General features: G+C 73.6%; 18 protein-coding genes. 7 read left to right on the top strand and 11 right to left on the bottom strand.

All coding sequences use genetic code 11. The features are described 5' to 3' along the window. Positions 1 to 99: 99 nt before the first annotated feature. Both ACFY6U_RS43015 and ACFY6U_RS43010 read left to right on the top strand, forming a co-directional pair. Complete coding sequence (locus tag ACFY6U_RS43015) at positions 100 to 1,263, top strand: exonuclease SbcCD subunit D (RefSeq protein ID WP_390047302.1); 1,164 nt, start codon at positions 100 to 102, stop codon at positions 1,261 to 1,263. Between the two features lie 40 nt (positions 1,264 to 1,303). Then, positions 1,304 to 4,294: an AAA family ATPase gene (locus tag ACFY6U_RS43010; protein WP_390047300.1), complete on the top strand. Its 2,991-nt coding sequence runs from the start codon at positions 1,304 to 1,306 to the stop codon at positions 4,292 to 4,294. Positions 4,295 to 4,400: 106 nt separating this feature from the next. On the opposite strand, the gene ACFY6U_RS43005 is transcribed toward ACFY6U_RS43010, so the two are convergent. After that, the gene (locus ACFY6U_RS43005; RefSeq protein ID WP_390047298.1) at positions 4,401 to 4,862 is read right to left on the bottom strand and encodes an Lrp/AsnC family transcriptional regulator; all 462 of its coding nucleotides are present in this window, start codon (positions 4,860 to 4,862) and stop codon (positions 4,401 to 4,403) included. 137 nt (positions 4,863 to 4,999) lie between these two features. Between ACFY6U_RS43005 and ACFY6U_RS43000 the strand changes: the two genes are divergently transcribed. Together ACFY6U_RS43000 and ACFY6U_RS42995 are read left to right on the top strand one after the other, a co-directional pair. After that, positions 5,000 to 5,473 carry a rhodanese-like domain-containing protein gene (locus tag ACFY6U_RS43000; protein ID WP_390047296.1) on the top strand — a complete coding sequence of 158 codons (474 nt, stop codon included), beginning with the start codon at positions 5,000 to 5,002 and terminating at the stop codon, positions 5,471 to 5,473. A 47-nt stretch (positions 5,474 to 5,520) separates the two neighbouring features. After that, on the top strand, positions 5,521 to 6,036 hold the full coding sequence (locus ACFY6U_RS42995) for an immunity 21 family protein (protein WP_351499245.1): 516 nt from the start codon (positions 5,521 to 5,523) through the stop codon (positions 6,034 to 6,036). A gap of 7 nt (positions 6,037 to 6,043) precedes the next feature. Here the strand turns inward: ACFY6U_RS42995 and ACFY6U_RS42990 are convergent, their stop codons facing one another. The 6 genes from ACFY6U_RS42990 to ACFY6U_RS42965 form a co-directional block, all read right to left on the bottom strand. Further along, positions 6,044 to 7,273 carry a cytochrome P450 gene (locus tag ACFY6U_RS42990; protein WP_390047294.1) on the bottom strand — a complete coding sequence of 410 codons (1,230 nt, stop codon included), beginning with the start codon at positions 7,271 to 7,273 and terminating at the stop codon, positions 6,044 to 6,046. Between the two features lie 34 nt (positions 7,274 to 7,307). After that, positions 7,308 to 8,702, bottom strand: coding sequence for an FAD/NAD(P)-binding oxidoreductase (locus tag ACFY6U_RS42985; protein WP_351499249.1), 1,395 nt, complete (start codon positions 8,700 to 8,702; stop codon positions 7,308 to 7,310). Next, complete coding sequence (locus tag ACFY6U_RS42980; RefSeq protein WP_351499285.1) at positions 8,689 to 8,916, bottom strand: ferredoxin; 228 nt, start codon at positions 8,914 to 8,916, stop codon at positions 8,689 to 8,691. The genes ACFY6U_RS42985 and ACFY6U_RS42980 overlap by 14 nt, the downstream gene beginning before the upstream one ends. Positions 8,917 to 9,062: 146 nt before the next feature. Continuing rightward, entirely contained in the window at positions 9,063 to 9,734 is a 672-nt protein-coding gene (locus ACFY6U_RS42975) for a hypothetical protein (protein ID WP_390047292.1), read from the bottom strand. Positions 9,735 to 9,914: 180 nt separating this feature from the next. Next, positions 9,915 to 11,603: a DUF885 domain-containing protein gene (locus tag ACFY6U_RS42970; protein WP_390047290.1), complete on the bottom strand. Its 1,689-nt coding sequence runs from the start codon at positions 11,601 to 11,603 to the stop codon at positions 9,915 to 9,917. A 33-nt stretch (positions 11,604 to 11,636) separates the two neighbouring features. Then, entirely contained in the window at positions 11,637 to 12,128 is a 492-nt protein-coding gene (locus tag ACFY6U_RS42965; protein WP_351499255.1) for an Lrp/AsnC family transcriptional regulator, read from the bottom strand. 59 nt (positions 12,129 to 12,187) lie between these two features. Between ACFY6U_RS42965 and ACFY6U_RS42960 the strand changes: the two genes are divergently transcribed. After that, positions 12,188 to 13,372: a trans-sulfuration enzyme family protein gene (locus ACFY6U_RS42960; RefSeq protein ID WP_390047287.1), complete on the top strand. Its 1,185-nt coding sequence runs from the start codon at positions 12,188 to 12,190 to the stop codon at positions 13,370 to 13,372. A gap of 11 nt (positions 13,373 to 13,383) precedes the next feature. Here the strand turns inward: ACFY6U_RS42960 and ACFY6U_RS42955 are convergent, their stop codons facing one another. Continuing rightward, the gene (locus tag ACFY6U_RS42955; protein ID WP_390047285.1) at positions 13,384 to 16,173 is read right to left on the bottom strand and encodes an AAA family ATPase; all 2,790 of its coding nucleotides are present in this window, start codon (positions 16,171 to 16,173) and stop codon (positions 13,384 to 13,386) included. 221 nt (positions 16,174 to 16,394) lie between these two features. On the opposite strand from ACFY6U_RS42955, the gene ACFY6U_RS42950 reads away from it, so the two are divergent. Together ACFY6U_RS42950 and ACFY6U_RS42945 are read left to right on the top strand one after the other, a co-directional pair. Next, a complete protein-coding gene (locus ACFY6U_RS42950; RefSeq protein WP_390047283.1) occupies positions 16,395 to 17,594 on the top strand; it encodes an epoxide hydrolase family protein in 1,200 nt (399 codons plus the stop codon). A 120-nt stretch (positions 17,595 to 17,714) separates the two neighbouring features. Next, a complete protein-coding gene (locus tag ACFY6U_RS42945; RefSeq protein WP_390047281.1) occupies positions 17,715 to 18,146 on the top strand; it encodes a VOC family protein in 432 nt (143 codons plus the stop codon). A 128-nt stretch (positions 18,147 to 18,274) separates the two neighbouring features. Here the strand turns inward: ACFY6U_RS42945 and ACFY6U_RS42940 are convergent, their stop codons facing one another. The 3 genes from ACFY6U_RS42940 to ACFY6U_RS42930 form a co-directional block, all read right to left on the bottom strand. After that, positions 18,275 to 19,678 carry a GNAT family N-acetyltransferase gene (locus ACFY6U_RS42940; protein WP_390047279.1) on the bottom strand — a complete coding sequence of 468 codons (1,404 nt, stop codon included), beginning with the start codon at positions 19,676 to 19,678 and terminating at the stop codon, positions 18,275 to 18,277. A 180-nt stretch (positions 19,679 to 19,858) separates the two neighbouring features. Then, positions 19,859 to 22,525, bottom strand: a complete 2,667-nt coding sequence (locus ACFY6U_RS42935) for a DUF6493 family protein (RefSeq protein ID WP_390047277.1) — start codon at positions 22,523 to 22,525, stop codon at positions 19,859 to 19,861. Continuing rightward, on the bottom strand, positions 22,525 to 23,955 hold the full coding sequence (locus ACFY6U_RS42930; protein ID WP_390047275.1) for an SWIM zinc finger family protein: 1,431 nt from the start codon (positions 23,953 to 23,955) through the stop codon (positions 22,525 to 22,527). The genes ACFY6U_RS42935 and ACFY6U_RS42930 overlap by 1 nt, the downstream gene beginning before the upstream one ends. Between the last annotated feature and the right edge of the window lie 107 nt (positions 23,956 to 24,062).

The following is a 24,062-nucleotide window of genomic DNA, read 5'->3' as shown; positions in this document are numbered from 1 at the left end:
TATGCGTTAGCGTGGCTGGCGTTGCCGGGGAGTCCCCGTGCTGGTTCATACGGGTCACATAGGTGCAATAGGGGTAAGGGTGCGGGTCGGGGTGGTTTCATGAGAATCCTGCACACTTCCGACTGGCATCTGGGCCGGGCGTTTCACCGCGTCAACATGCTGGGCGCCCAGTCCGAGTTCATCGGCCACCTCGTCGCGACCGTGCGCGAGCACGCCGTCGACGCCGTGGTGGTGGCGGGAGACGTCTACGACCGCGCGGTGCCGCCGCTCGCCGCGGTCGAGCTGTTCGACGACGCCCTGCACCGGCTCGCCGGCCTCGGCGTGCCCACGGTGATGATCTCCGGCAACCACGACTCCGCCCGCCGCCTCGGTGTCGGCGCCGGTCTCATCGACCGGGCCGGGATCCACCTGCGCACCGAGCCGTCGGCCTGCGGCACCCCGGTGGTGCTCGCCGACGCCTTCGGGGACGTCGCGTTCTACGGCCTGCCGTACCTCGAACCCGCCCTGGTGAAGGACGAGTTCGCGGTCGAGCGGGCCGGACACGAGACGGTGCTGGCCGCCGCCATGGACCGGGTCCGCGCCGACCTCGCCGCCCGCCCGCCCGGCACCCGCTCCGTCGTCCTCGCGCACGCCTTCGTCACCGGCGGCGAGCCCAGCGACAGCGAACGGGACATCACGGTGGGCGGGGTGGCCGCCGTCCCGGCCGGCGTCTTCGACGGCGTCGACTACGTGGCCCTGGGCCACCTGCACGGCTGCCAGACCCTCACCGGACGCGTCCGCTACTCGGGCTCCCCGCTGGCGTACTCCTTCTCCGAGGCCGGCCACCGCAAGAGCACGTGGCTCGTCGACCTCGCCGCCGACGGCACAGTCACCGCCGAGCGCCTCGACTGCCCGGTCCCGCGCCCGCTGGCCCGCATCCGCGGCACCCTGGAGGACCTCCTCGCCGACCCCGTCCTCACCGCCCACGAGGACGCCTGGGTCGAGGCCACCCTCACCGACCCGGTCCGCCCCGCCGACCCCATGGCCCGCCTCACCGACCGCTTCCCGCACACCCTCAGCCTGGTCTTCGACCCGGACCGCGCCCCGGACGACCCCGACGTCTCCTACTCCCGCCGCCTGGCCGGCCGCACCGACCGGCAGATCGCCGAGGACTTCGTCGCCCACGTGCGCGGCGCGGGCCCCGACGAACGCGAACTGGCCGTCCTGGGCGAGGCGTTCGACGCGGTGCGCGCGGACGGCGCGGTACGCGAGGTGGCCCGGTGACAGCACACCCACACCCAAGCCCCTGCACGGAGGCGGCCGCATGAGGCTCCACCGGCTCGACATCACCGCCTTCGGGCCCTTCGGCGGCTCCCAGAGCGTCGACTTCGACGCCCTCTCCGCCGCCGGGCTCTTCCTCCTGCACGGCCCGACCGGCGCTGGAAAGACCTCCGTCCTGGACGCCGTCTGCTATGCCCTCTACGGCACCGTCCCCGGCGCCCGGCAGACCGGCCAGGGCCTCACCCTGCGCAGCGACCACGCCGACCCGGCCACCCGTACCGAGGTACGCCTCGAACTCACCGTCGCCGGACGCCGGTTGGAGATCACCCGGCAGCCGCCCTGGGAGCGGCCCAAGAAGCGCGGCGCGGGCACCACCCTGGACAAGGCACAGACCTGGCTGCGCGAGTACGACGCGACGGCCCGCGGCTGGCAGGACCTCAGCCGCTCCCACCAGGAGATCGGCGAGGAGATCACCCAGCTGCTCGGCATGAGCCGCGAGCAGTTCTGCCAGGTCGTGCTGCTGCCGCAGGGCGACTTCGCCCGCTTCCTGCGCGCCGACGCCGGCGCGCGCGGCCAACTGCTCGGCCGGCTCTTCGACACCCAGCGCTTCGCCGACGTCGAGAAGCGCCTCGCCGAGCGCCGGAAGACGGCCGAGGCCCGGGTCCGGGACGGCGACTCCGCCCTGCTGGCCGACGCGCACCGCATGCAGCAGGAGGCCGGCGACGCGATGGAGCTGCCGGAGCTGGCCCCGGGCGAGCCCGGCCTGGCCTCGGCCGTTCTCGCCGCCGCCGCCGTGGCCCGCAGCACCGCGCGGGAGCGCCTGACCGTCGCCCACTGCCGGCTCACCGCCGCCGAGTCCGCCCAGTTCGCCGCCGACCGCGCACTGACCGGCGAACGCGAACTGGCGCGGTTGCAGGCCCGGTTCGAGGAGGCCCGGCAGCGGGCCGTACGGCTGGAGGAACGGGCCGGGGAGCACCGGGCGGCGCAGGCGCGCATGGAGCGGGCCCGGAAGGCGGAAGCGGTGGCGCCGGCGCTGGAGCTGCGGGACGCCGCCGAGGAGGAGCACCGCAGAGCGGCCGCCGCCGAGGTGCGCGCGCGGGCGCTGCTGCCGGAGACCCTCGCGGGAGCCGGTGCCGCAGGGCTCGCCGGCGCTGCCCGCCGGGCCGCCGAGGAGCTGGGCGGGCTGGAGTCCGCGCGCCGGGCCGAGCGACGGCTCGCCGAGGCCGTCGACGAGCGGGGCCGGCTCGACCGGCAGGAGCGGGACGACGAGGACGCCCTGCGCGAGGCCGCGGGCTGGCTCGCCGGCTGGGACGCCAGGCGCGCGGGGCTCCAGTCCCGTGTCGACTCCGCCCAGGAGGCCGCGACCCGCGCCGAGCAGCTCGCCGTACAGCGCGACCCCGCCCGGCGGCGGCTGGAGGCGGCGCGGCTGCGGGACGAGCTGGGCCGGGACACCGACGAGGCCCAGCGCACCGCCCTCGCCTCCGCGCAACGGGCCGTGGAGGCACGGACGTACTGGCTCGACCTCAAGGAACAGCGGCTGAACGGCATCGCCGCCGAGCTGGCCGCGGAGCTCACCGAGGGGGAGCCGTGCGCGGTCTGCGGGGCGACCGAACACCCGGCGCCGGCCGAGAAGTTCGCGGGCCATGTCGACCGCGAGGCCGAGGATCGCGCGCTCGCCGCCCTGCAGCGCGCCGACGAGCAGCGTGCCCGGGACGAACGGCGGCTCGGCACCGTACGCGAGGCCCTGGCCGCAGCCACCGCCGAGGCGGGCGACACCCCGACCGCGCAACTGGCCTCCCTGGCAGACGGGTTGGAGCGGGAGTACGCCCAGGCCCGACGACTGGGCTCCAGCCTGCACGCGGCGCACGAGGAGCTGCGGCTGGCCGAGCAGGAGCGCGAGCACCGGCTGGCCGGGCGCCAGCAGGCCGAACTCCGGGCCGCCGCACGGCTGACCCGCCGCGAGGGCCTCGACGCGGAACTGGCGGCCCTCGAAGAGGAGCTCGCCCAGGCCCGGGGGAGCGCCGCCAGCGTGTCCGCGCGGGCCGCACAGCTGGAGCGGCAGGTGGCGCTGCTCACCGACGCCGCCGAGACGGCGCGTGCCGCCGAGGACACCGCCCGGCACCTGAAGGACACCGACGCGCGGCTCGCCGACGCCGCCTACCGGGCCGGATTCGACACCCCGCAGGCCGCGGCCGCCGCCCTCCTCGACGACACCGCCCACCGCGAACTGCAACGGCGCCTGGACGCACGGCAGTCCGAGGAGGCGGCAGTACGGGCGGTCCTCGCGGAGACCGACACCGCGGCCGCCGCCCGGCAGCCGGCCGCCGACCTCGACACTGCGGAGCACACCGCCGCCCTGGCCGCCCGGCGGGTGCGCGACGCCGCCTCCGCCCGCGACCGGGCCGCCCGCAGCTGCGCCGAACTCGACCGGCTCTCCGCCCGCGCCACCGCGGGCGTACGGCAACTCGCCCCGCTGCGCGAGGAGTACGACCGGGTGGCCCGCCTGGCCGGACTCACCGCCGGCACCTCCGCCGACAACGAACGCAGGATGCGTCTGGAGTCGTACGTCCTCGCCGCCCGCCTGGAACAGGTCGCCGCCGCCGCCACCGTACGCCTGCAGCGCATGTCGTCCGGCCGCTACACCCTGGTCCACTCCGACGACCGCACCGGACGCGGCCGCAGCGGCCTCGGACTGCACGTCGTCGACGCCTGGACCGGACGCGAACGGGACACCGCCACCCTCTCCGGCGGCGAGACCTTCTTCGCCTCCCTCGCGCTCGCCCTCGGCCTCGCGGACGTCGTCACCGACGAGGCGGGCGGCGTCCGCCTCGACACCCTCTTCATCGACGAGGGCTTCGGCAGCCTCGACGACCAGACCCTGGACGAGGTCCTCGACGTCCTCGACTCGCTCCGTGAACGCGACCGCAGCGTCGGCATCGTCAGCCACGTCGCCGATCTGCGCCGTCGCATCCACGCCCAACTGGAGGTGGTGAAGGGGAGATCGGGCTCGGCTCTGCGGCAGCGCGGGGTCTGAGCGCGCCGCCGGAAGTGCCGCGATATGCCGTCTGGCGACCGCGGCGTCGTGGGGGCTGTCGCGCAGTTCCTCCCCCAGCCTTCGGCCGGGGCACCCCCAGCGCCCCTTACGGGGCCCCGGCCTGGGTTCCGACGGCCCGGCGGGGGAGCGGCGACGAGTAGACGACGCTCGTCGTCACCGAGCCCAGCGTGCCGATCCGGCCGGAGACCTCCTCCAGGTGGCGCATCGAGCGGGCGGTGACCTTGAGGACGAAGCAGTCGTCGCCCGTGACGTGGTGCGCCTCCAGGATCTCGGGGGTGGCGGCGACCAGGTCGTGGAAGGGCTTGTAGTTGCCGTTCGGGTAGCGCAGCCGGACGAAGGCGAGGATGGGCAGGCCGAGGCGCTCCGGGTCGACCACCGCCGCGTACCCCTGGATCACGCCCGCCTCTTCCAGCCGGCGCACCCGCTCGGTCACCGCGCTCGGGGACATCGCGACGGCCCGTGCCAGCTCGGCGAAGCTGGCCCGGCCCTCGCGCTGGAGGACGTCGAGGATGCGCCGGTCGGTGGCGTCCGGGGAAAACTCGGTCATGCGGGATGGATAACAGGGAATCCCCGGCCGGACAAGGGTGAGGCCGGGGATCACACCTTCAGGGCGCCCCGTCACCCTCGTAGATTTGCGGCCATGGAGATCCGCCGCACCGACGGCGGCCGGCGAAAGGGGCCCACATGACCGGCACCACCCTCAACCCCGTCCTGCGCGTCGCCCCCGCCGCACCCGCCGAGGCCGCCGCCCACTTCCGGGCGAGCCTCGCCTTCCACGCCGACGTCTCCGACGTGGCCGCGGCCCTGGCCGCCGACGGTCACCCCGGCTTCGTCGTCCTGGACTCCCGCTCCACCGAATCCTGGGACCGGGGCCACATCCCCGGCGCCGTCCACCTGCCCACCGCGCTCATCCCCGGGCAGGCGGCCGAACTCCTCGACAAGGCCGTGCCCGTGGTGACGTACTGCTGGGGTCCCGGCTGCAACGGCGCCACCCGCGCCGCCCTCGCGCTCGCCGAACTCGGCTATCAGGTCAAGGAGATGCTCGGCGGATTCGAGTACTGGGTGCGTGAGGGCTTCGAGTTCGAGACCTGGCAGGGCCGCGAGCGCCGCGCTCCGGACCCGCTGACCGCACCCGTCGCGGGCGACTGCGGTTGCTGATTCCCGGAGGCGAACCTGTGCCCTCGCTGTCCGTGTAGGTTCACCCCATGACTCGATATGCGGATCCAGGCGCGGTGGAGTGGGTGGAGTCGGGCGGCGGCCCGCTCGTGGCGGTCCCGGAGACGGTCCTGCCGTTCTGGGCCGGCGCCGACAGCGAGGACCTGGCCACCGACTACGACCGGGCCTGCGAGGTCGACGGCTACGTCGGACTGCTCCCGGTCGGGGACAGCACCGCCCTGGTCCTCGGCGACGAACCCGCCTCGACGTCCTTCCTGCCGGACCACGGCACCTTCGTACGGTGGTCCGCCGCCAACTCGGAGGAGGAACTCCTGGCACAGGTGCCCGCCGCCCTCGACGGAGCCGCGTGGGAGAACGAGATCCGCTGGCAGGTCCCCGGCCCCGTCGTCCTGTTCGACTCCGCCTGGCCCGGCGGCGAGGCCGAAGGCGGGGACCATCTGCGGGTCCCGCTGGAGCCGGGCACCTACGCGGTGCGCGCCGCCTACACCAGACCTGGCCCGGAAACCTGGCTGGGCCTCGTGCAGTTGCGCCGGCTCCCGTCCTGACGAACCGTCACTTGATGCCGTCGACGGCGATGGCGAGGTGGCGCGGGCCGCGCAGTACCGCGTTGGGGCGATAGGGCGGCGGGTCCTCGACGAGGCGCGGGTTGTCGAGCCGGCGGGCCAGCTGGGACAGCGCGATCTGGGCCTCCAGGCGGGCCAGCGGGGCGCCGAAGCAGCTGTGGATGCCGCTGCCGAAGCCGAGGTGCTGGATGTCCTGGCGGTCCGGGTCGAAGCGGTCGGGGTCCGTGAACCGGTGCGGGTCCCGGTTTCCGGCGCCCAGCATCAGCCAGATGCGTGACCCCTTGGGGATGGTCACCCCGTGCACCTCGAGATCGGCGATGCAGGTGCGCTGCGGGAGCAGCTGCACCGGCGGCTCGTAGCGCAGCAGCTCCTCCACGATCCGCACCGACAGCCCCGGGTCGTCGCGCAGCCGCTCCAGGTACTGCGGGTACCGCAGCAGCGTCAGCATGCCGTTGGTGATGAGGTTGACCGTCGTCTCGTGACCGGCGATGAGCAGCAGCACCGAGGTGCTGAGCACCTCCATCGTCGTCATCGCGCCGTCCGGACCGTGACTGTGCACCAGGTCGGACAGCATGTCCTCGCGCGGCTCCTTGGCGCGCTGCTCCACCAGCCCGTTCAGGTACATGCCGAGCTGGAGCCGGGCCTCCTGCGCGGTCTTCGCGGACTCGTCGGCCGTGCGGCTGTCGGGGTCCAGGCCGGCCACGATCGGGTCGACCCAGGCCCGGAACCGCGGCTCGTCCTCCCGCGGCACGCCCAGCAGCCGGCAGATGACGGTGACCGGGAACGGGTAGGCGACCTGGTCGACCAGGTCGATCTCCCGGGCGTCCCCGAGTCCGTCGATCAGCTCGGTGACGATCTCCTCCAGCTGGCCCCGCATGCCGTCGATCCGGCGCGGCCGGTGCGGCGGCCCGAAGGAACTGTTGGCGATCCGGCGCAGCCGGTCGTGCTCCGGCGGGTCGAGCCGGATGAAACTCGGGGGCAGGCCCGTCGCCTCCGGGCCGGACAGCTCGTCGTCCCCGCCCGCGGTCACGTTGGACTCGTCGGAGCTGATCCGCGGATCGTGCAGCAGGGCCTCGATGTCGTGGTAGGTGCTGATGAGGTAGGGGCCGTCCTCCTCCTCGTGCAGCACCGGCGTCTTGCGGAGTTCCTCGTACAGCGGGTACGGGTTGGCTCGGTTCGCGAAGTCGGTGATCTGGCGCAACATCGAGGTCTGCGTCATGACAGTTCCTTGGAGCGTCGGGGCCGGGTCGCGGTCAGTGGCGGGCGGGGTGGAAGACCAGCTGCGTGTCGGTCGGCGAGTAGCCGCTGAGGGTCACCATGGGGGCGTGCGTGGGCAGGGCCGGGTCCGGGAAGTCCGCGTCGACCGGCACCCGTCCCTCGGGACGGCGGTCCACGGTCGGGAACTCCACCGGGAACGGCGCGGCCCTCTCGATCTGCCGCTGGTAGAACTCCAGCCACCGCGTGTTGTCGAAACTCACCGCGGCGATCGTCCGGCCCTGGTAGCCGTACACCCCGACGAACCGGCGCTCGGCCAGCGAACCCTGGGTGATCATGATCTGCTCGCCCATCGGCGGCACCCCGACCGACTTGATGTTCACCCCGAACTGCGACGACCAGAACGCCGGCACCCACAGATGCGGTCGCCGCTCGGCACTCGGGCTGATCATGTTGTGGGCGGCGGTCTCGGCCTGGGCGACCGCGTTGCCCCAGTGCTCCAGCGACAGGAACTGGTAGCCGAACAGCGCGTGCGGCGACCGGGCGACATCGCCGGCGACGAAGATGTCGTCGGTGACGATGCCCCGGAAGTCGAAGGCACGGCAGCCCGCGTCGCAGGCGATGCCCCGCGGGCCCGCGCCGAGACCGGAACCGGCCAGCCAGTCGGTGTTGCGGACCGCGCCGAGCGACACGATCACCACGTCCGCCTCGACGACGGACTCGTCGGACAGATGGACCGCCCGCACCCGCCCGGCCGGGTCGCCCTCCAAGGCGGTGACCTGGACGCCGGTGCGCAGGTCCACGCCGTTCTCGCGGTGCATCTCGGCCGCCACCGCGCCGATCACCCCGCCGAGGGCGCCCACCAGCGGTGCGCCCGCGCGTTCCGCGACGGTGACCGCGATCCCCTGCTCCCGGCAGGCCGAGGCGATCTCCGACCCGGTGAACCCGGCGCCGATCACGAACACCCGGCGCGGGCCGGCCTTCAGCCGCCGCAGCAGCGCCGCCGCGTCGTCCCGGGTGCGCAGCGTGAACACGCCCTCCAGCCGGGCCTCGTCCTCCTTGGGCCAGGGCCGGGCCCGCACCCCGGTCGCGATCAGCAGGCGGTCGTACTCGACCTCGTCGCCGTCGGCCAGCCGCACCCGTTTGGCCTCGACGTCGAGACCCGTCGCCGCGACGCCCAGCCGCCACTTCGCGTCGATCTCCCCTCGGTGCGGCAGCGCGGTGTGGTGCGGGACCGCCCTGCCGAGCAGCACCGCCTTGGACAGCGGCGGCCGGTCGTAGGGCTCGTACGGCTCGTCGCCGATCATGGTGAGTTCGCCGGTGAACCCCTCCGCACGCAGCGTCTCGGCACCCCGCAGCCCGGCGAGCGAGGCGCCCACGACGACGATCCGGCCCTCGCGCCGCAACCAGTCGAGATAGTCAGTGGGCGGCATCGGATGCCCCTCCCGCGAATCCGTCCAGGCCGTCGGCGGTGATTGCCTGCACCGGGCAGGCGGCGACGGCCCGCGCCACCCGCTCCCGGTGCTCCTGCTCGGCCTGCGGGTTGTAGACGAGGGATTCCTCGCCGTGCATGGCGAAGACGTCCGGAGCGAGGAACGCGCACTGCGCGTATCCCTGACATCTGTTGAGGTCGACGACAAGGCGCATCATGGCTCCGCCCTTCCGGTGGCCAGGTCCGGTGCGTACCGCGGTCCGTCGATCCAGCCCCGGACGGCGGAGAACTCCCCGTACGCCAGCATGGGAGCCCGGTCCCGCCGTCGCCCGCCGGGGCCGCCGATCGGGTGAGCGAGCCGTCAGGCCGCCGGGGCCGCGGTGGAGCGACGGAAGCCCGCCACGATGATGTGCAGGCCGAGCAGCAGCGACCAGGCCGGGAACACCAGCTCGGACCAGGGCACATTGGGCGAGACGAACAGCAGCACCAGGGTGACGAGCAGGCCCAGCACCGTGAGCGGGCGGGGCATGATGCCCAGGCGGTGCCCGATCACCGACGCGGAGCAGGTGAACACGGCCGCCATCCGCATCGCGTACCCGATCATCAGCGTGTACGCCAGGTGCTGGCCGAAGTCCCAGGCGGGCCGGGAGGGCGACGTACCCGCCGGATGCGCGGTGGCAAGCACGGCCGCGGCCGCCGCGGCGCCGCCGAACATCATGGCCGTGAAGAGCAGGCCGCTGCCGAGGAACACGGTGGCCATGAACCGGTCCTCGGCGTCGCCGATGTGCGAGCGGACGGCGCCGATGAACCACAGGAAGAAGATGCCCGCGAACGGCACCAGGGCGAGGGCCGCCTGGACGGCGCTGCGCCGGGCGGGATCCGGCGGCTGGGCGGCGACCGCGGCCGCGCCCTGCGGGATGCCCAGCCGGATCAGCACGATGGCCGCGGCGAGCAGCAGCGCGAACACGATCCCGGCCGCACCGGCTGCACGGGGGGTCTGCAACGGCTCCCTCGGGTGCGTGGAGGTCTGCATCCGCGGCTCGCTTCCTGGTCCGGTGGCCCCGGCACCAGCAAGCCCGCTGCCTCCGCCCGCCGCCACCGGAGCACCTCCGAACGGCAGACCGCGTCGACCCGGTCACGGCTGCCGGCGGGCGCACACCGGCAGTGGGCGCCCGCTCGGTGCCGCCGCTCCGTCAGGCGCGGGCCCGACCCGTCAGAGCTGGGACAGCTCGTCCACCAGGTCGTCCAGGCCCAGCGAGCCCTGGGAGAGGGCCGCCATGTGCCAGGACTTGAGGTCGAAGCCGGTGCCCTGCCGCTCCCGGGCCTGCTCCCGGCCCAGCAGCCAGGCCCGCTCGCCCAGCTTGTAGCCGATGGCCTGCCCCGGCATGGACAGGTAGCGGGTCAGCTCGCTCTCCACGAAGTCCGCGGGCCGGCTGCTGTGCGCGCCGAAGAACTCCTGGGCCAGCGCGGGCGTCCAGCGCTCCCCGGGGTGGAAGGGGGAGTCGTCCGGGATCGTCAGCTCCAGGTGCATGCCGATGTCGATGATGACCCTCGCGGCCCGCATCATCTGCGCGTCCAGGTAGCCGAGGCGGCGCTCCGGGTCGGTGAGGAAGCCCAGTTCGTCCATCAGCCGCTCCGCGTACAGCGCCCAGCCCTCGGCGTTGGCGCTGACCATGCCCACGCTGGCCTGGTAGCGGGAGAGGTTCTCGGCGACGTGCTTCCACTGCGCCAGCTGCAGGTGGTGGCCGGGCACGCCCTCGTGGTACCAGGTCGACACCAGGTCGTAGACCGGGAACCGGGTCTGGCCCATGGTCGGCAGCCAGGTGATGCCCGGGCGCGAGAAGTCGTCCGACGGCGGTGTGTAGTACGGCGCCGCCGCGCTGCCGGGCGGAGCGATCCGGGACTCCACCCGGCGCACCCGCTCGGCCAGGTCGAAATGGGTGCCGTCCAGCTTCTCGATGGCCTCGTCCATCACGGACTGCAGCCAGCCGCGTACCTGGTCGACGCCCTCGATGTGGGTGCCCTGCTCGTCCAGGTGCGCCAGCGCCACCCACGGCGTGGCCGCGCCGGGCAGGATCTTCTCGGCCTCGGCCTTCATCTCGCCGAGCAGCCGGTGGTACTCGGACCAGCCGTACGCGTACGCCTCGTCCAGATCGAGGTCGGTGCCGTTGAAGTAGCGCACCCAGCGGGCGTACCGCTCCCGGCCCGCCACGTCCGGCGCGCCCTCGACCGCCGGCGCGTACACGTCCCGCATCCAGTCGCGCAGCGCCACCACGGCCTCGGTGGCGGAGCGCGCCGCCTCGTCCAGCTCTGTGCGCAGCGCCTCGGGCCCGGACGCCGCGAACTGCTCGAACCAGCCCTTGCCGGCACCCGTGTCGGCCCACTCGCCGAGCTGCCCGACGAAGGTCGCGGTGGCGCGTGGACCGGCGTACAGCTTCCGCTCCAGGCCGAGTTCGAGGGACTGCCGGTAGCCCTCCAACGCGGCCGGCACCGCACGCAGCCGCTCGGCGACCGCCGTCCAGTCCTCCTCGGTGGCGGTGGGCGTCACCGTGAACACCTGGCGCACCGCGTGCGCGGCCGAGCTCAGGTTGCTGACCGAGCGCAGGCTCTCGTCGGCCTCGTGCACGGCGAGGGAGGCGCTGAGCCGCTCGCGCAGCAGACGGGCGCAGCGACGCTCGATGTCACTGTCGGCACCGGGCTGCCGTTCGGCCTCGTCGAGCCTGGCGAGCGTGTCGCGCTGGAGCCGGGCGAGCGCCTCCGCGCCGGCCGGCGAGGTGTCGGGCAGCCGGCCCGAACTTCCCTTGTCGCCGAGGAAGGTACCGGTGATCGGATCGAGGGCGATGAGTGCGTCGACGAAGGCGTCGGCGACCTGACGGGGCAGCGGGTTGCTGGTCTGTGACATGCGGTCCATCCTCGTACGACGGACCGCCGCCCGTCACGGGGATTGAACCGACGGCACCGGCGGAAGCAGCGGCCCGCACTCCCATTGCTGGAAGATCAGCCGGGTCTCCACCCGGGCCACTTCCCGACGGGCGGTGAACTCGTCCAGGACGAGCCGTTGCAGATCCGTCATGTCCGCCACGGCCACGTGGACGAGATAGTCGTCGGGACCGGTGAGGTGGAACACCGTCCGCGACTCCGGCAGCGCCCGGATCCGCTCCACGAACGGTCCCACCAACTCCCTCCGGTGCGGCCTGACCTGCACCGACAGCAGCGCCTCCAGGCCGCGCCCGAGCTTGGCCGGATCGAGTTCGAGGCGGTGCCCGAGGATCACCCCGGAGCGGCGCAGCCGGGTCACCCGGTCCAGACAGGTCGACGGCGCCACGCCCACCTGGGCGGCGAGATCGCGGTAGGTGGTCCGGGCGTCGTTCTGCAGCAGCCGCAGCAGATGCAGATCGACCGGATCCAGTACGACAGAATCGGCCACGGCCCGAACGTAACACGGGGTTCCCCGCGCGCACCCCGTCGGTTGTTCACCCTGCCGTCATGGACGCAGCAAGCACCTACGACGACCCGGCGCCCGTCCGCGGCCCCGTCTCCCGCACACCGCGCGCCCTCGCCACCGAGGCCGTGCACGCCGGCCGCGACGACCTCGCCCGGCAGGGCCTGCACGCCGCGCCGATCGACCTGTCCACCACCTACCCGTCGTACGACAGCAGAGCCGAGGCGGCCCGGATCGACGCCTTCGCCGCCGACGGCGCGGACCCGGCGGGACCGCCGGTCTACGGACGCCTCGGCAACCCGACGGTCGCCCGCTTCGAGACCGCCCTGGCCCGCCTGGAGGGCACCGGGGCCGCGGTCGCCTTCGCCAGCGGCATGGCCGCCCTGACCGCCGTCCTCCTAGCCCGCGCGGCCGCCGGCCTGCGCCATGTCGTCGCGGTACGGCCCCTGTACGGCTGCAGCGACCACCTGCTCACCGCCGGCCTCCTCGGCACCGAGGTCACGTGGACCGACCCGGCCGGGATCACCGACGCGCTGCGCCCCGACACCGGCCTGGTGCTGGTCGAGTCCCCGGCCAACCCGACCCTCGCCGAACTCGACCTGCGGGCCGTCGCCCACGCCTGCGGCACGGTGCCGCTGCTCGCCGACAACACCTTCGCCACGCCCGTGCTGCAACGCCCCGCCGAACTCGGCGCCCGGCTGGTGCTGCACAGCGCCACCAAGTACCTCGGCGGCCACGGCGACGTGCTCGGCGGAGTGGTCGCCTGCGACGAGGAGTTCGCCGGGCAGCTCCGGAAGATACGATTCGCCACCGGCGGCGTCCTGCACCCGCTCGCCGGCTACCTGCTGCTGCGCGGCCTGTCCACCCTCCCGGTCCGGGTCCGCGCCGCCTCCGCCACCGCCGCCGAACTGGCCCACCGCCTCACCGCCGACCCGCGCGTCGCCCGCGTCCACTACCCACGGCTGGGCGGCGCGATGATCGCCTTCGAGGTCTACGACGACCCGCACGAGGTCGTCGCCCGGGTCCGCCTGATCACCCCCGCCGTCAGCCTCGGCAGCGTCGACACCCTCATCCAGCACCCGGCCTCCATCAGCCACCGCGTCATCGACGAGAGAGACCGCCGCGGCGCCGGGGTGAGCGACCGGCTGCTGCGCCTGTCGGTCGGGCTGGAGGACGTGGACGACCTGTGGCGCGACCTGGACACGGCCCTGGGCGAGTTGCGCCCCTGACACGATCGGACTCAGGGCGTGCCCGTCCCCGGAGGGGACAGCGCCGAGCGAAGGTGCCGGCGGGAGCTCACACCGAGCTTGGCGAAGACGTTGCCGAGGTGCCACTCCACCGTGCGGGGGCTGATGAACAGCTGGGCGGCGATCTCGGAGTTGGTGTGGTCCCCGGCCAGCCTGGCGATCTGGGCCTCCTGGCTGGTGAGTCCGACGCCCGCCCCGGCCGTTCGCCTGCGAACGGTCTCGCCGGTCGCCAGCAGTTCCCGGCGGGCGCGGTCGGCGAAGGCGTCGGCTCCGAACCGGCTGAACGCCTCGTAGGCGGAGCGCAGTTGGACGCGGCCTTCCTGACGGCGGTTCCGGCGCCGTAGCCACTCGCCGTACAGAAGACGGGTGCGGGCCAGCTGGACCGCCACGCGGGAGTGTCCGAGACGCTCGATCGCCTCCTGGTAGAGCGCTTCCGCGGTCCGGTCGTCGCTCAGCAACGCTTGCGAGCAGGCCCCTGTGCCCAGGGCCCACTCGGTACCGCTCGCACGGGTGCGCTCGGTGAGATCCTCCAGCGCCGCCGCGCCCGCCTCCGTGCGCCCGCTGCGGGCGGCCGCCTCGACCAGTTCGGCCAGCGCCCACCCGAACAGGCCCAGGTCCTCGTACCGGCATGCGCGCGTCGCGGCTGCCAGCGCGTCGTCGTAGCGGCCGAGTCCGTTGTACAGCAGCGCGGTGGCGTACTCGGCCATGCCGAGCACGCGCCCCTCACCCCTGGGACGCACTTCGTCGACGGTGGTCCCGATCAGTGCCATGGCCGGCTGCGTCTGTCCCCGCCAGGCGGCGAGCATCAGCGACGTGTGCATCATGGGTACGCCGCCCACCGCGTCCGAGATCGCGGTGGCCTCGTCGATCAGATCCGCCGCGGTGTCGAATTCACCGGCCTCGACGTGGGAGCACGCCTGATAGGTCAGTGCCATGGGCAGGACGGCGAGCGCCCCAGCCTGACGGGCGAGAGCGACGGCGGTCACCGCCACCTCATGCCATGCGCCGTCGTCCCACAGCTCGGGTGCGAGTGGCTCGGGTGTCACCCGGAACGCGAGCCACAACCTGTGCCGGTCAGCATCCGTCGCGCCGGCTCTCAGCTCCTGCCGGACGATGCGCAGTGCTTGCCTGAGAGCGGCTGTGCCCCTCTCGTGGCCGTCGAGGATCCGGCCGGCGATGCCGTCCACCAGCACGTCGACCATCCGCGGCGGCGTCCGCGGCGGTGGGCCGGAGCGGGCTGCCTCGGCCACTTCCCGCAGCCCGGGCCCGTCACCGAGACGACCGGCGAAGATCACCGCGCCGAACGTCTCCAGGAGGGTGTCGCGGGCAAGGGCCGCGTCGAGAGGTGCCAGCCGGTTCGCGGCGTCGAGCAGGAGCCGGGGCGCGGCGCCGCCCCGCACCCGGGAGAAGGTCAGCCGGGCTCGCAGCCGCTCGAGGCGGGCACGCCCAAGGTCGTCGAGGGGACCGGTCTCCGCGTCGGCCAGCAGGGTGTACGCCTGGTCGGTTGCTCCGGCGTCGATGTGGGCCTGGGCGGCGACCAGTGCGCGGGCCACCCGCCGCGCGGGATCGGGAGTGAGCTCCGCCGCCTGGCGCAGGAACGCGGCCGCCGCGGCGATGCCGCCCCTGCCCTGGGCCCGGTCGGCACAGCGCTCCAGGTCGACGGCGATGTCCTCGTCGGGCCGGGGCGCGGCATGAGCACGATGCCAGGCCCTGCGATCAGGATCCAGGGGAGCATCCGTCGCCTCCGCGAGTGCCCGGTGCGCCGCCCGGCGTTCCTGCGCGGCGGCCCGCCGGTAGACGGCCGAGCGCACCAGGGGGTGGTGGAATCGCACCCTGGTGCCGAACTCGACCAGTCCCGCGTCCTCGGCGGGTGCTCCGGCGTGCGCCGGTATCCCTTGCAGACCGGCCGCGCGCCACAGCAGGTCCAGATCTCCGGTGGGCTCGGCCGCGGCTGTCAGCAGAAGCCGTCGGGTGTCCGCCGGAAGCGATCGGAACCGCCGGTGAACGGCGCTTTCGATATGGCTTGCCAAAGGACGTCTGCCGGGCAGCCAGAAGCCGCCTGCCAGCTCGGCGGGCGTCAGCGCGCGCGGCAGTTGCAGGAGGGCCATCGGATTGCCGCGCGTCTCGGCGACCATCCGGTCCCGTACCAGAGGGTCGAGCGGCACGTGCACCGCCGAAGCGAGCAGGGCACGCGCGTCGGACTCGCCAAGGCCCTCGACCGTCAGTTCCGGCAGGCCGGCCACCTCACGGCCGCCGTCGGCGTCCCGCAGGGCGAAGACCAAGGCCACCGACTCGGCTGCCAGCCGTCTGGCCACGAATCCGAGCACGTGCAGGGATTCCTCGTCCAGCCACTGCGCATCGTCGACGAGGCAGGCCAGCCGGCGCTCCTTGGCGGTGTCGGCGAGCAGTCCGAGCACGGCCAGCCCCACCAGGAACCGGTTCGGTACCTTGCCGTCCTGCAGTCCGAAGGCCACGGACAGTGCGGCGCGCTGCGGACCGGGCAGCCGGTGAGCCCCGCCCAGCAAGGGCGCACAGAGCTGATGGAGGCTCGCGAAGGGAAGCTCCATCTCCGTCTCCACGCCCGCGACACGGAGCACGCGGAACCCGGCGGCCCGGCCGGCCGCGCAGTCCAGCAGCGCGGTCTTGCCGATCCCGGCCTCGCCGCGCAGCACCAGGACCGCGCTGTGGCCCGCCCGCACGGTCGCCAGTACCTGGTCCAGTGCGGCCAGCTCACGCCGCCGGCCCCGCAGGGCGACCCGCGGATCGATGGTCTGTGCATCCATGGGTTGATCTTCCTGGAACACCCGGAACGCCACTTCGGCACGTCATGTCAAAGGTATTCCTTTCGAGTTCTTCGGGCGGGTTTCTGTGCTTTGTCGTACCCGGGATCCGGCCACGGGGGACACCCCGGGGTTCTCCCTGGGGTGACGCGCGTAGATCTGCAGCACTGTGGACGAGCCGGCGGCACCGGGCCGCCGATCGAACACGGAAGACGCACCCCCACATGTCTGACACCTCAGCAGCGGCGGCCATCCGCCCGTTCACCTGCGAGTTCCCCGAGTCGGAGCTCCAGGACCTGCGTGCGCGCGTCGCCGCGACGCGCTTCCCCGAGAAGGAGACCGTTGCCGACCAGTCGCAGGGCACCCAGCTCGCCACCGTCAAGGAACTGGCGCGCTACTGGGCCACGGAGTACGACTGGCGCAAGGTCGAGGCACGGCTGAACTCCTATCCGCAGTTCATCACCGAGATCGACGGACTGGACATCCACTTCCTCCACGTCCGCTCGAAGCACGAGAACGCGCTGCCGGTGATCGTCACGCACGGCTGGCCTGGCTCGGTCATCGAGCAGCTGAAGATCATCGAGCCGCTCACCGATCCCACGGCGCACGGCGGCTCCGCCGAGGACGCGTTCCACGTGGTCATCCCTTCGATGCCCGGCTACGGCTTCTCGGGCAAGCCCACGGCCAAGGGCTGGGGCCCGGAGCGCATCGCCCGGGCCTGGGGTGAGCTGATGAAGCGCCTCGGCTACACGAAGTACGTGGCGCAGGGTGGCGACTGGGGCGCCGTCGTCACCGACCTCATGGGTGTGCAGGAGCCGGCGGGGCTGGTCGGTATCCACACCAACATGCCCAAGGTCATCCCGCCGGGCATCGAACTGGCGATCGTCGCCGGAAACCCGCTTCCGGACGACGTCGTCCTCGCCGACGACGAGCAGAAGCGCGCCGTCGAGCAGCTGGACTTCGTGTACCGGCACGTCTACTACGCCTACATGATGGGCTCGCGTCCGCAGTCCCTGACCGGCCTCGCGGACTCGCCCGTCGGCCTGGCGGCGTTCCTGCTCGATCACGACACGAAGAGCCTGGCGCTGATCACGCGCGCCTTCGACGGCGTACGGGAAGGGCTGACGCGGGACGACGTCCTGGACAACGTCACGCTCTTCTGGCTGACGAACACCGCCGTCTCGGCCGCCCGCCTCTACGCCGAGAACACCACTCCCTTCTTCGGCGCGAAGGGTGTGCAGCTCCCCGTGGCCGTCAGTGTCTTCCCCGACGAGCTCTACCAGGCGCCGGAGAGCTGGGCCAGGGAGGCCTATCCGAACCTCGTCCACTTCAACCGGCTCCCCAAGGGCGGGCACTTCGCCGCCTGGGAACAGCCCGAGCTCCTCGTCGGCGAGCTCCGCAGCGGCTTCCGCACCCTCCGCTAGACCCCTTCGCAGGGGACGGAAGCCCAGCACATGCGGGGCTTCCGTCCCCTGCGCCACAGTGATTCCTGTCCGGGGCGAACGGAGCCGGGATGGTCACCGATCGAAGATCTGGAGCCGACGATGGACATGAGGTTCGAGGTGGCCGCGATCCCGGTCGCGGACGTCGACCGTGCCCTCGGGTTCTGTCGGAACCTGGGATGGCGGCTCGACGCGGACTACGAGGCGGGCCCGGATTTCCGGATCATCCAGCTGACGCCTCCCGGTTCGGCGTGCTCGATCCACTTCGGCCGCGGAATCACCCCGGCGGCACCCGGCTCCGCCCAGGGCCTGTACCTCGTGGTCAGCGACATCCAGGCGGCCCGTGCCGATCTTCTCGGCAGAGGCGTCGAGGTGAGCGAGGTCTACCACAACGTCTACGACACGGGCAGCCAGGTCCGGGTCGACGGCCCCGACCCGGACGGCCGCACGTACGCCGCGTACGCCTCCTTCAGCGACCCCGACGGCAACGGCTGGATCCTGCAGGAGGTCACGGAGCGGCTGCCCGGGCGCTGACTGACGTCCCCCGAGGCGGGGCTGCGAGGCTGTGGCGACCCTTCGGCTGCGGGGCCGTATTCATGTGCGGGTCCGCCGCGTGGGCGCGGCCGGCCCCCACGCACCCGCAGCCGCCGACCGGCCGTGCGCTACGGCGCTTCGGCGTTCCCCAGCTCACCGGCACCGGAAAGCCACCCCGCGGCGGTCACGGCGTCCCCCGGCACCGCCTCCAGCCGGGCCGTGATGACCAACGTCCCCTCCTCGATCTGGTAATCGAGCGGCAATCCCAGCCCCCGCATCGCCGCCACCATCCCCGTGTTGGACGCCTGCGTCACCGCGTACACGCTCTCGCAGCCCGCCTCGACGGCCATCCTCACCAGCCGGCCGAGCAACTCGCTGCCGATACCGCGCCGCTGCCAGTCGTCCTCGACGAGCAGCGCCACCTCGGTCTCGTCCCCGTCCCACAGCAGATGCCCGAGGCCGACGATCCGGCCCGACGCGGTCTGCACCGCCAGCGTCCGGCCGAAGCGGGGGCTGAGCAGGTGGTTCAGGTAACGGTCCGCGTCCCCGACCGGCCCGTGGTAGCGCAGCCCGAGCGTCCGCGTCGAGCAGCGCTCGTGCATCGCCTTCGCCGCGCGCAGGTCACCGGTGTCGGCCCGGCGCACGGTGATCTCGTTGCCCGCGGGCAACGAGATCACGTCCTGGCTGCGCGGGATGCGCGGCCCGAGCCGGGCGTCCAGCTCCACCAGCGCCCGCGCCCGCGCGAACTCGGTCGGCGTGAACGGGAGATACGGCCGTTCCACGGTGATCACTCCCCCCTCCGGCGCACGCAGCCGCATCACGGTGTCCTCCAGCGCCCCCTCGACGGGAACCGCCTCGGGGCTCCGGGCCCCGCCGACCGGGTGGGCGGGGAGTGAGCGGATCGTGCACCTCCCCAACAACTGCCGGAGGGCCAGCGGAAGTTCCGCCGCGTCCAGGGCGGTTCGGGTGGCCAGGCCCAGGACCCGGGTCGGGGCGTCCACCAGATCGTGGGCGTCGGCCCGCTCGATCCAGGTGTCCGTGCCCCCGGCCAGCGCGACCGCCCGCGTGATCTCGCCGGCGATCAGTCCGCCCGGGGCCCGCAGCAGGAACTCGTCCACGGTGCCGTCGCCCAGCGGATGCGTCTGCAGGCTCAGGATGTCCACGCGCTGCCCGGCGAGCGCGCTGCACAGCGCCGCCAGCGAACCGGGTTCGTCCCGCACCGTCGTCCGCAGCCGCCACAGCGTGCTCGCCCGGTCGCCGGTTCCCGCGGCGTCCGCTCCGGGTCCGGCCTGCCGTGCCTCGGGAACGGCCGGCCGGACGCCGGTATCGGTATCCGTCACCGGCGGTGCGTGACCTGGGCGCCTCGCCCACCAGACGTGGAAGCCCGCCGTCGCCGCCAGCATGAGCGCCGAGATCACCAGCAGTGCCGGACCGTCGGGTCCGTGCCCGACCAGGTTCGCCACCGCGTCGGCCACCGCGACGGCCGTGAACAGGGCGGCGAGCTCGACGACGTCCCGTCGCCAGTGGTGCACGGGCCGTCCGTTCCTCGTGCGTGTCACATCAGACATGTCTCGATTCATGCAGCCACTGTGAAGCAACGGTGTTGCGTGATCACGAACGGTCTGTGACCGATGGGTAAAGCATGCTTACGTTCTTTTTGTGATGGTTTTTACGCTTGCCGGGGTCCGTGAAATGACCGATTCCTTCCCCTGTCAGGCTGCCGCCGTCACGGCCAGGGCGTCCCACAGTCGACGGGCCTGGACGACCAGCCTGGACGAGCCGCGACGGGCCGCCGCCCCGGAGAGATGGGGCAGCTCGCCCCGGGACCCGGACCGCTCGGCGCAGTCGGCTGCGACCGAGAGCAGCTCCCCGAGCCCACGGGCCGCGACCGGGGCGCCGGCGGTCCCCCCGGTCGCGAGGTCGGCGAGGAGCACGGGCAGGGTGTGCCGGAGCATCTCCCATATTGTCGCGTTCGCCCCCGTGGCCGCCGCCGTCCGGGCCGATTCGGCCAGCCGCAGCGGCTTCACCGCACCGCGCCGGACCAGCTGGCCGAGGTCGGCACCGAGCCGCTCCGTGTCGAGCTGCGCGCGTGCGGCGAGCACCAGCAGCGCGTCCACCGCGGCCAGTCGGTCCTCCGGATGCCGGGCGCCCAGCCCGTACGCCACGCACAGGTGCGTGCTCTCGCCCGCCGGGCCGCCGGACTCGGCGAGCAGCGGGAGGACCGCGGTCGCGCCCCGCTGGTCGCCCACGGCGGTCCAGGACAGGTCGTGCACCAGCCGTACGGCCACCAGCTCACGCCGCTCCGGGAGCGCGGCCAGCCAGTGCGGATGGTTCTCCTGGCCCCAGTGGTAGCAGTACCGGCTCTCGCCGAAGGCGGTGACCGGCCGGCCGAGCCGCCGGAACTCCTCGGGGAAGTCCGCCTGGAATTCCGGGACTTCACCCGACTCGACCAGGATCCGCGGCCCCGAGGTCCGGCGGCGGGACGGGGGCACGGCGACCTCCTCGGCCGACAGCAGCCGCGCGAGCCGCTCGCCTTCCGGTGTGCCGAGCGCGACGGCGCGCTCGGCCGCCGCCAGGGCGTCCGCACGGTCCTCGCGGCGCACCCGGAACAGGGCCTGCGCGAAGTCGGCGGCACCGACCCGGGCACCAAGACGGCGGTAGGCGTCGAGCCGGTCGACCAGTTCGCCCGGTTCGAGCAGCCCGGTGCTCCAGGTCGGCGTGGCCAGCAGCAGCGGCTGCGGATCCGTCCGTAGCCGGTGGGCGAGTTCGCGCAGGCGCAGGTCGAGCACCCGGGAGAACCCGGTGTGCGCGCACTCGTGGCCGACCGGACCACGACGGAGGGCGGCCAGCAGGACGTCGGAGCTCACAGCGCCGTACAGCGAGGCCAGAAGCAGTTCGAGGCCGTCCCGGGCGGCGAGGAGACCGTAGCGGGTGTTGCCGAAGTACTCCTCGGTGTGCCACCCGCGACTCGGCTCGGACTGTTTCCACCAGCGGGTGGCCGCGACCGGTTCGAGCGCCTCCCGCAACGCGTCCTGATCACGGTGGGCGTGGCGTGCCAGACCGTCCAGCGCCCGCTCGAACGCGGCCACGTCCCCCTCGGACGCCAGCAGGGCGCCGATCTCCTCGGCGAGTTCCACCGCCGAGTCCGGGGCCGGCGCGAGCCGGAACGGCTCCGGGGCCGGCGGCAGCACCTCCTCGTACGAATCGGGCACCGGCGTCGCCGCGATACCGAGCGCATCGGCCGCCCGGACGCGCAGAGCCGGGCTCAGCCGCTCGGCCGCGACGGCGATCCCGGACCGGACCGCGGGCTCGCCGTCGAGCCGCTTCGCATGCCGCTCCACCAGCTTCAGCGCCCGCTCCTGTACCTGGGTGTCCTCGTGACCGAACGCCTGGGCCACCGTCGGCAGCAGCTCCGCGGCCGCGGACGGGTCGCGAGCCAGCACCTTGCCGAGCAGCACCAGCTGGGCGCGCACCAGCTTCTTCTCGGCGCGGAACAGCAGGCCTTCGGAGGCCTCGGCCAGCCGACGCGGGGTGAGGTCGCCGTCCAGCGCCAGGGCGGCGAGGACCGACTGGGCGTGGGCGGCGACCGGGGAGGCGGCGTCCCGGGCCAGCGCCGTCCAGTCGGCGACCCGCTCGCGCTCCTCCTCCCGGGTGAGGGCGAGCTTGCCCAGCAGCGGCAGGAAGACCCGGTGGTCGGTCGGGCCGCCGCCGCGCAGCAGCCGGGCCACACAGGCGTCGACCACCGCCTTGCGCTCCAGCACGCCCGTGCCGGTCAGCTCCGCGAGGGCGCTCTGCCAGGAACCGGGACCCTCACCGAACAGCCAGCGGACCTCGCCGAGATCGGAGAGCTCGAACAGGCCGTTCACCAGCGGCGCGAGGTCGGGTTCGGCGCGCAGCCGGTCGACGAGGGGCACGCGCCCCCAGCTGTGGCCGATGTACCGGACCCAGCCGACCACATAGGCGTCCGTCACCGGGACCTCGCACCCCGAGCGGCGCACCAGGCCGGCCATCAGCAGGAACGGCACGTCCGCGGAGACCGGCCGCGCGGCCAGCCGCCGGGCCACGTCGGCCTGCCAGCCGGTGTCCCGGTCCGCCAGCGCCTTCAGCAGCGCGTCCGCCGGTACCTGGCGCCAGCGCATGTCGGCCCCCGCGATCCAGGTCGCGGCCGCGGCGGCCCCCGAGTGGCACATGGCCCCGGCCACCTGGAGCGCCGGATACGTGCGCTCGGACCGGCTCTCCCAGGGCGCGGCCCGCAGCTCCTTGCGCAGGGCCTGCAACCCGGGCAGCAGCGCGCGTCGTTCGGCATCCGCCAGCTTTCCCACGAGGAGGGCCGTCTCCCCGACGCGCCCCGCCCGTACCGCCTCCAGCACCGCGCTCATCACGCACCCCCGCCGATCGCCGTCATGTCCTGAGCCACGTTCTGCTTCTCGTCCTGCGCCACCGCGGCCCCCCGCCGCGCCATCCGTACCGCCAGCGCGTGCTTGCACGGCCCGCGTCCGCCGCGGTACTTCGCCCACCACAGACAACTGCAGCTCAGCACCCCCGCCGTATCCCGCACCCGGTGCACATGACCGTCCTCGGCGGTCACCGTGCCCAACTCGCCCTCCAGCGCCACCGCGCCCGCGGCCACCAGCGCCCGGGCCGACCGCAGCCGGGGGTTGTGCCGCTCCACGCGCCCCGCGTCGTACGGCAGTTCGCGGTGGAAGTAGGCGGCCTCCGCCGTGTCGTAGCCGACGCGTCCCGAGGTGCCGAGCCGGACCAGGGCCGCGCGGACCCGCTCCGGGGTGAGCCCGGAGGAAGCGGCCAGGTCGGCGATGTCGACGCGGGGCTCCCAGGCCAGCAGGACCGCGATCAGCTCCGCGTCCTCGGCGGCCTCGTCGGTGGCAAGGGCGTCCAGCACGCCGCCCTCACCGGAGAACCCCCGGGCCGGGTCCGGCGACAGCGTCAGCGTGAGCCGCATGCCCTGGAGCAGGACCTCCCAGGCGGCGGCCGTACCGGAGGCGGCGAGGGCGCCCTGCGGACCGTAGACGCGCAGGGCCGTCGCATGGCGCAGCACCCGCTGCAGCGCGGCCAGCCGCTCCGGTCCCGGCAGGCACACCGCACCCGGCACCCGCCGGGTCGTCGGCCGCAGCCCCCGGCCCGCCGGCACCACCCAGCCGGGACCCGCCGGACCCCGGCGGGCGGTGCCGCCGCGGGGGAGCGAGCGCAGGAAACGTACCGCCTCGTCCGCCGGCAGCTCGGCCCGCAGATCGAACCCGGCGGCTATGACCTGCGCCTCCGCGAAGCCGCGCAGCCAGCGGTCCGGCAGCGGGACCTTCTTCTCCACCACCGGCCCGTCCAGCGTGGTGACCGCCAACTCCTCCGGGCCGACCCGCAGATGCAGCGGGTCGTCCGAGCCGAGCCGGGAGAGCGCTTCCCGCAGCGGGTTGTTGACGTCGACGTTCGTCGTGCCCTGGCCCACCTCGCCGCCGTCCAGTCCCGGGCCGAGGACGTCCAGCCGGGCGTACACGCCGCCGCAGCCGGAGAAGGACTCGAAGCGCAGCCGGTCGCCGTTGCCCGTCACCACCGGGTCCAGCGAGGCGCGCAGCTGCGGCTGGTAGTACCGCGCCGCCGCCACGTCCGCCACCGCGAGCAGCCCGGCCGCGGCCACCTGAGGGGAGGTCAGGAAGCCCGCGAAGAACCGCGGATGGTCCTCGACCCCGGTGGGTGTCGCACCCCGGGAGGTCTCGAGCCCGAGATGGCGGCCGTCGGCGCCGGAGCGCAGCACGGAGAGTTGACGATAGGCCACGGCCTGTGAAGATCGCGTCATGGGAAAAACCGTAGAGGCGACCACTGACAATCGGCTCCGACCTGCGAGAACAACACGAAGACGCACCGTGGGCGGGCGAGTTCGGAGAATGCGGCAGGGCCGCGCGC

It is taken from the genome of Streptomyces sp. NPDC013157, assembly GCF_042899865.1.
GTDB lineage: Bacteria > Actinomycetota > Actinomycetes > Streptomycetales > Streptomycetaceae > Streptomyces.
Note: the sequence above shows the minus strand (reverse complement) of the source record. Positions and strands in the feature narration are given on the sequence as shown.